This is a genomic window from Flavobacterium sp. GSP6 (genome assembly GCF_003984855.1).
Classification (GTDB): Bacteria; Bacteroidota; Bacteroidia; order Flavobacteriales; family Flavobacteriaceae; genus Flavobacterium.
Window position 1 is genome coordinate 50017 of record NZ_RYDO01000019.1, and the last position, 6583, is coordinate 56599.

General features: G+C 34.0%; 7 protein-coding genes. All 7 read right to left on the reverse strand.

Going from position 1 to position 6583, the window contains the following annotated elements; all coding sequences use genetic code 11:
• Positions 1 to 695: 695 nt before the first annotated feature.
• Entirely contained in the window at positions 696 to 1364 is a 669-nt protein-coding gene (locus tag EKM03_RS14080) for an FAD-binding oxidoreductase (RefSeq protein ID WP_126455377.1), read from the reverse strand.
• A 37-nt stretch (positions 1365 to 1401) separates the two neighbouring features.
• Positions 1402 to 1623 (reverse strand): hypothetical protein, encoded by a 222-nt coding sequence (locus EKM03_RS14085; protein ID WP_126740638.1) that lies wholly within the window; start codon positions 1621 to 1623, stop codon positions 1402 to 1404.
• A gap of 10 nt (positions 1624 to 1633) precedes the next feature.
• Positions 1634 to 2386 carry a PRC-barrel domain-containing protein gene (locus EKM03_RS14090; protein ID WP_158616375.1) on the reverse strand — a complete coding sequence of 251 codons (753 nt, stop codon included), beginning with the start codon at positions 2384 to 2386 and terminating at the stop codon, positions 1634 to 1636.
• A gap of 317 nt (positions 2387 to 2703) precedes the next feature.
• The gene (locus tag EKM03_RS14095) at positions 2704 to 3201 is read right to left on the reverse strand and encodes a hypothetical protein (protein ID WP_233584107.1); all 498 of its coding nucleotides are present in this window, start codon (positions 3199 to 3201) and stop codon (positions 2704 to 2706) included.
• A 1558-nt stretch (positions 3202 to 4759) separates the two neighbouring features.
• Complete coding sequence (locus EKM03_RS14105; RefSeq protein ID WP_126562071.1) at positions 4760 to 5716, reverse strand: HipA domain-containing protein; 957 nt, start codon at positions 5714 to 5716, stop codon at positions 4760 to 4762.
• Positions 5709 to 6041 carry a HipA N-terminal domain-containing protein gene (locus EKM03_RS14110; RefSeq protein ID WP_126562070.1) on the reverse strand — a complete coding sequence of 111 codons (333 nt, stop codon included), beginning with the start codon at positions 6039 to 6041 and terminating at the stop codon, positions 5709 to 5711. The genes EKM03_RS14105 and EKM03_RS14110 overlap by 8 nt, the downstream gene beginning before the upstream one ends.
• A 5-nt stretch (positions 6042 to 6046) precedes the next feature.
• A complete protein-coding gene (locus EKM03_RS14115) occupies positions 6047 to 6265 on the reverse strand; it encodes a helix-turn-helix domain-containing protein (RefSeq protein ID WP_126562069.1) in 219 nt (72 codons plus the stop codon).
• Between the last annotated feature and the right edge of the window lie 318 nt (positions 6266 to 6583).

Sequence of the window (6583 nt, forward strand, 5' to 3'; positions counted from 1 at the left end):
AGCTTTTATTTTAAGTGACACCTCAACTGATACCTCTCAATATGTTAGCAAATTGTTCTAAATTTCAATTACTCAAATATAAGGATTTTTTTGCTGGAATTAATGATTAATTGTAATAATTTGAACTAGTTGAGTACTATTATTGAACTGGAAACGGTTCAAAATTTAGTCACCTAAAACATAAATTCGATCCAATTATTAAAGGTTCAACTTGTTTAATTTTTAGGCTCATAAATTAGCAAAATTCTTCAATAGACACAAACTTTTCTTCTAGTTTATTCGACTTAATCTTCATTTTTTGCAGTAGTATTATGCTTTGACGATAACTCTTTCCTGTTATGCGTTGTATGTCTTTCGGGTAGATACACAATCTCTTGTTATTTGTTCACATACTCTATCTATGGCTTTGATTAGGCATTAATTATCTTTTTGATTTGATCACAAAGTAGGACTAAAAATCATCATCAAAACTGTCCAATTTGAACCGGAATAGGGTGTTCAGTTTGCCCCGGAATATCCAGTGGGAGACGAAATATGTTTTTAGTTATTATCGTTTTTATGTTTCTTTTCATAATTTATTGCTATCGGATGCGTTTGTATCATGCACAATATAAATTTAAAAGATTTTTTTTATAATTCTAAATTCGAGAAAAAAGCAATCAAATCGTTAAAGCAGTTTTAACAAATCTCACCGATTATTTCTCAAAAACTACTGTATCAGTTTTCGCTCCTAATTGTGTGAGTGCTTCTGAAATGGCCGTTACAAATTGTGGTGGACCACAAACATAGAAATGCTGTTTAAAGTTGTCTATTTTTTCTTTTAGAAAAGTATAATCAATCCTACCATTTTCGTACCCCTCTTTTTTTTCATCAGTGAGCGTGTTGATGAAATTCTTGCCGAGCATTTCATTAAATTCTTTTTTTAGAATTATATCTTTTTCGGTTTTATTGGTAAAAATTAGTTTGTTGTTTGCAATTTTGTCATCCGCCTGTAACTGCCGCAGAATTGCAATGAATGGTGTAACACCTGCACCACCAGCAATGAATACTCCTTCGCCTTTATATTCAATTGCGCCCCAAACATCACGGATGATAAGTTCGTCACCGAGCTTTAATTTTCCTAATTCTTTTGTAACTCCGTTGTGGTTATCATAAATTTTGATTGTAAATTCAAGGTGCCTATTATCATTTAAACTTGTAAAAGTAAAAGGTCGCTTTTCATGTTTAAGAGTAGGAGTATTTACGGACACTTCGGTTGCCTGTCCAGGTATGAATTTGAAACCTTCTGGCTTTTGGATTGTAAATCGCTTTACATCATGCGTTACTGGTTCCACTGAAATTATTTTTACAATATGATTTTCCATGGCGTTTGTTTATTAGGGGTTAATAGTATAAGTATACTCAAGAATTAGGTCTTCCTTTCAATCGAATATCTATTCTTTTTTTCTTAATGGTTAACCGCTTCATTATATCCATCAAGGTTGCTTCTTTTGTCTTCTTATAAATTTTGTTGATTGCTAATACAAGTCGTTTTGCTTCTCTTGAAGCTGTCACTCTATCATTATTAGACATATGACTCATTTTGGCTTTTTCAAATACTTCTGCTTGTTGTAAAATTTCCATAATTATTATTTTATTTTTCGTAATAGTCATTGAGTGAATGCTCATATGAATCATTTATCGGTTGCGACGAATCATATTCGGGACTGTTTTTTACTTCTTCCTTTGAGTGATTAATAGTAACTATCTGCTCCTGCCATTTTACATCTTTAATCCAACGTGGAGAAATAATCACTTTTTTCCCCGAAAACCAGTTGCCGGTTTCCACAATAAGAAAATGGATTTTCCAGCTTACATCGTCAATTATAAAATCTTCTACTTTGCCTATGTTTCCGTCCGTCGTATGAATATCATATCCTGTAACTTCCTGTGTGCTGCGTAGATGCGGGTTTTCATTAGCTTGCTTTTCCGTTTTTCTTTGTATCATTTCCTTTTCTGTTTCTCTTACTTCAACTAACGGATATCCCCACATGCCTAGCCCCATGTGTCCATACATTCCGTTTCCGTAATAGCCTGGCCAAGAGTAGTATCCACGAATCAACTCTTCCTGTTGTTCTGAAACAGGTTTGTCTGTTTCAATATCGGGACTGTTTTTTATTTTTTCCTGCGTAAGATTTACAGATAGTTTTTTTGATTCGCAATCCAGTTTTTGAAATGCTTCAGGCGAAATCAAAACTTTTTTTTCGGAAAACCATCCTCCCGTTTTTACCACCACATACCGTATGGTTGAGGTCTGATCATCAAAAAAGAACTCTTCTACTTTTCCAATTTCACCATCAGTTCCTTTAATGGTGTAGCCTAATAAACTGTTTATACTTTGTTCCATTTTATATTGCTTTAATTGTTTCATCGTTGTGATTCATTCAGTTATTATTCTTTTAACTACAAATTTAAAAAGCAGTCATTTTTTCGTTTTTTATATATAAATACTTTTATAAAACTACTATTAACTAAATGAGGAAACTGATTTACAAACAATTTAATGTGTTCAATCAAAACCGTGAGGATAATCTAGTATTTTACAAACAGCTCTTTGATAAATCCTTTGTTGTCATTTTTAGGTAGGTATATAGTCTTCTTGATTTTCGTCATCAAAAATTGTTTTGTCTGTGGTGAACTGAATTTTCATAATTGTTTTATATATTATTCTTTGTTTTCGTCTAAATCATTATGGTTGTCTCCGCCGGTACTGTAATAATTGTTTTCTTCGTCTTCGCTTCCCACATTTTCTTGTTGGTCGTCTAGCTCTGAACCTGGAACATCTAAATCAGCACCCGTTTTCACATATTTAAAGTCCTTTTCGTTTGGTGTTTTCTTTTTTGTAATATCTTCTGGATTCAAATCCTTTTCTTCCTTTAATTGTTGATAAATATCTTCAGAAGGCGGGTAGATTTGTAAGTCTGCGTATTCAAGTGTTTTAGCAATTTCTTTGATCTCCGTTTCACTATGTGTTTTTGCATATTTATCCAGAAGATCTTTTAAAGAATTATAATACTCTTCAAGGCTTTTGATAGTTACTTCCTCACTCTCCGAATTGTTCTCGGGCATTTCAATAATAAATTTTGATAGCTCTGGATATTCTTGGTTAATTGTATTAGTTATCTTTATGATGCTTTGTTCTAATTGCATTTTAGTTTTCATTTTTTTTCTTTTATGGTTATACTCATTTGAGTTACGTAAATTTAGAATGTTTTACAACTCTACTTTACTTCAAGTAAGCGGTCGTTAAATTTTTTTACTTGCTGTAAACAATGGTTCTTTACCATATTTGTAAATTTACAAAACTCTACATAGAGAATGTTATACAATTATTTTTAATATTATATAATTAGCGGTCTGTGATATCCTTTTTGAGTCAGCTTGGGCTACTTTGTAGTTTTTGCAGAAAGAAAGAATTCCAAATTGGTATGATTGTCGTTTTGCACGCTTGGGACCAAGATTTGATCCTATATAGGTGCATTGTATTTTACATGGTTGCAGCGTATCTGTCTGCAAGGAAGTGACAAGAGGCAATTGGACAAACTGATTCCCGCCAATATAAAACCCCGCCTTAAATATAAATTTGGAATCATATAATATACTATAAACGGGGTGGTACTGATTTGAGAGATCTTATTTTACCAATCACAGACATCTTGAAAGCCTACTCCTTAATAAAAATAGTACTTACTCTTGCGTTGTTATAATCTCAGCTAAGAAAGCCCTTACACTAGACCTTTTTAAATAGCTAGTAGGCAGTTTTACAACAATCTTAAGCTGGTACAAGTAGTTTCTCGCCCTAAAATTTGCTTTTTAAGTAGACAAATAAAAATATGAGAGATATAAAAGCAGTGATGTACTATGGTAGAAAGTCCCCCGTCAAATTATAGGGAAAAATCAAAAATGGTACTCGATTTTTCTTAAATGATCTTTAATTCTATTTAAAATTAGTGCTGTAGCAAAAAGAGACTAAAAGAAGATTTTACGATGTCTTACAGCAACGTTTTATATAATGTTTCTCCGTTGTCTTTTTTTGAATTTAGAGGCTAATATCAACTAATATGGGTTTATTGGTATTATTGATTGCTTTCTGCAGTTCTATAATAATTATGTAATCTAAATGTAGGCTAGAAGTAAAACAAAAAACAAAAAACTAACTCACTGATTAATAGATGTTATGGCTTCAATTCTGTAGAGAAAGAGGGAAAGTTCTATTTTGCTATGTGGTTGATATATAGTATTTTATATCTGTTTTTTCATTCAAGTGCCACTTCAAATTTTGACAGTTTTTCAGCTGTGTTATTGACTGTAAATATACAAAAAACACTTCTAAGAATGGGTTGCAATTTGTCAAAACACGAACTAGTTCGCTATTTTTATTGAACTGCTAAAGATTAAATTTTGAATAGCTTAATTATAATTTCTATCCGATTATCAAAGGTTCAACTTGTTCAATTTTCAGACTCGTAAATTGACAAAATTCTTCAATAGACACAAACTGATCCTCTAGTTTGTTTAACTTAATTCTCATTTTTTGAAGTAGTCTAATGCTTTGGCGATAACTCTTTCCTGTTATGCGTTGTATGTCCTTAGGGTAGATACACAATCTCTTGTTTTCGGTTCTCATACTCTATCTATGGCTTTGATTGGGCTTTGAGATACACTAATGTACTGTTGGCCAAAGTTTCTTGGAGTAAAATTAATCAAAAAAAGGATGCGTTTATTCCCGCAGAAACAAGCTACGGTATCTTTCTTCCAATAGGGTCTTGTATTTCTCCTTGTACTCCTCCGACAGGAATGAATTGTTGATCCATTGGATGGCGACGGCCTTGTTTTTCTGGAAGCGTTTTGCGATTCCTTTTATTTGTTTTTCGTTAAGTCCGAGGTTGATGCCTAGTCTTTCGAAATTCTCCCATTTGAGTTTTTTCTTTTTGCCTTCCAATGTTAGGGCAAGTTCTTCAGTGTCGTCCGGGTTTACAATGGCTACGTTCAATAGATCATAGGCTGGAGCCAATGTCCAGATTTCGCCGGAATGGATCATCGAGAAGTTTTTCAAGTGCATATCATTGTTTCCGGTGAGGAAACTGAAAACACCCAATTCCAGAAAATACAATTTGTCCAACAGGGTGTTGTCCGAATATTCATTTATGGCTTTGCCTACTTTTTCCATTGAGCTTTTGTATTTATCAAAAGCCTCCGTGATCTGGAACATATCGAGCATATGGATCTTCTCTCCCGAGTCTGTTCGGTCGATGCGTTTGGTAATGTAAGATAGTTCGCCGGATTGCAATCTGATCAAGCTAGACTTTACGGTGTTGATTCCGAAAGCTTCGGCAATGCGCATCGTCAGGTGTTCGTTTTCTGGCATTTCAATAAATTGGTCGGATGGTGGTTTGAAAATGTAATTTCCTCCCAAGGCTCCAACAACGGTAAGACGCCCTTTGTTTCCGTCCTGCAGAGAGTCATTCACGATGGATAGGGATAGTTTTGGTTGTACACCTGGAACTGCCACACTCCGTTCCACCACGTTTTTAGCCAATTCTGCCATTTGTTTTAATGAATGCTCGAATACTGGTGGCTGTTTGGTGCCGAAAAACTCTAGGCTGCACTGTTCGTGGAAATCACCAACACTTTTGTCCTCCAATGGTTTGTAGCAGTATAGACACTTTTTACTCATTTTCGTTTGATATTGGTTGAATACTAACCGCTCCGATGCAATTCTGGCAACAAGCCAAGAGCAAGCCCATTCTGTCATTTGGATTTATTTTCCAGTTTTTAGATGCAATATCCAAAAGCCATCCTTCTGGGATCAATCCTTCGAAAAAAGGAAATAATCGTTTGTCTGTATAGCTTTTTGACCTGACCGGCATCGTCAAGCTGATTCCTTCTTTGGGATGTTCCATTGCATAATTTTGGTCGTATTCGAAGGTGTAATCCCCGTCGTCCGTTTCCGTGAGGATGCCGGCCAGAAACTCTTTATAATATACGGCTGCTTTTCTCATATTATTTAGTATTCAATTTTGGATAATTCCCTTGCATTTACCGGTGCCAAGATATGCCCAAACATTTTGAGCACTTGGTTTACTTTTTCGAGGTTGAGGTTTTCCTTTCCTTGTTCTATTTTTCGAATGACGGTAAGTGCTACTCCAGCGCGTTCCGCAAAGGCTTCCTGAGTGAGTTTTACTTCGTTTCTTTTCTCTTTTACAAAATCGGCTAGTGTGTTCATAATTATATGCTTTTGCATTGATTTTAAGCAAATATAGTAAATTATATGCAAAAGCATATAATCTGTTAAATAAAATGTATTTATATGTAAAAGCATATAAATATTGTTTGGTTCTATTTTCGATGCAGAGTGACATTTATGTTTATAAATGACATTTATACCACTGTAGGACATATGGAATATAGCTGTGTTCTAAATTATTTGTTTAAGTGTAATCTTTGTTTAGAAATCAATCGAAAGGTGTTGCAACAGGATGATGATTGAGGGAATTTGAAACAATTATTAATTTAAAATTTTAGAAATTATGGCAAGGCAAAA

Bases quoted from the DNA above. Each gene is read 5' to 3' on its own strand.
- EKM03_RS14080 (WP_126455377.1), bottom strand. From the start codon at position 1,364: ATGGAAAATCATATTGTAAAAATAATTTCAGTGGAACCAGTAACGCAT.
- EKM03_RS14085 (WP_126740638.1), bottom strand. From the start codon at position 1,623: ATGGAAATTTTACAACAAGCAGAAGTATTTGAAAAAGCCAAAATGAGT.
- EKM03_RS14090 (WP_158616375.1), bottom strand. From the start codon at position 2,386: ATGGAACAAAGTATAAACAGTTTATTAGGCTACACCATTAAAGGAACT.
- EKM03_RS14095 (WP_233584107.1), bottom strand. From the start codon at position 3,201: ATGAAAACTAAAATGCAATTAGAACAAAGCATCATAAAGATAACTAAT.
- EKM03_RS14105 (WP_126562071.1), bottom strand. From the start codon at position 5,716: ATGAGTAAAAAGTGTCTATACTGCTACAAACCATTGGAGGACAAAAGT.
- EKM03_RS14110 (WP_126562070.1), bottom strand. From the start codon at position 6,041: ATGAGAAAAGCAGCCGTATATTATAAAGAGTTTCTGGCCGGCATCCTC.
- EKM03_RS14115 (WP_126562069.1), bottom strand. From the start codon at position 6,265: ATGAACACACTAGCCGATTTTGTAAAAGAGAAAAGAAACGAAGTAAAA.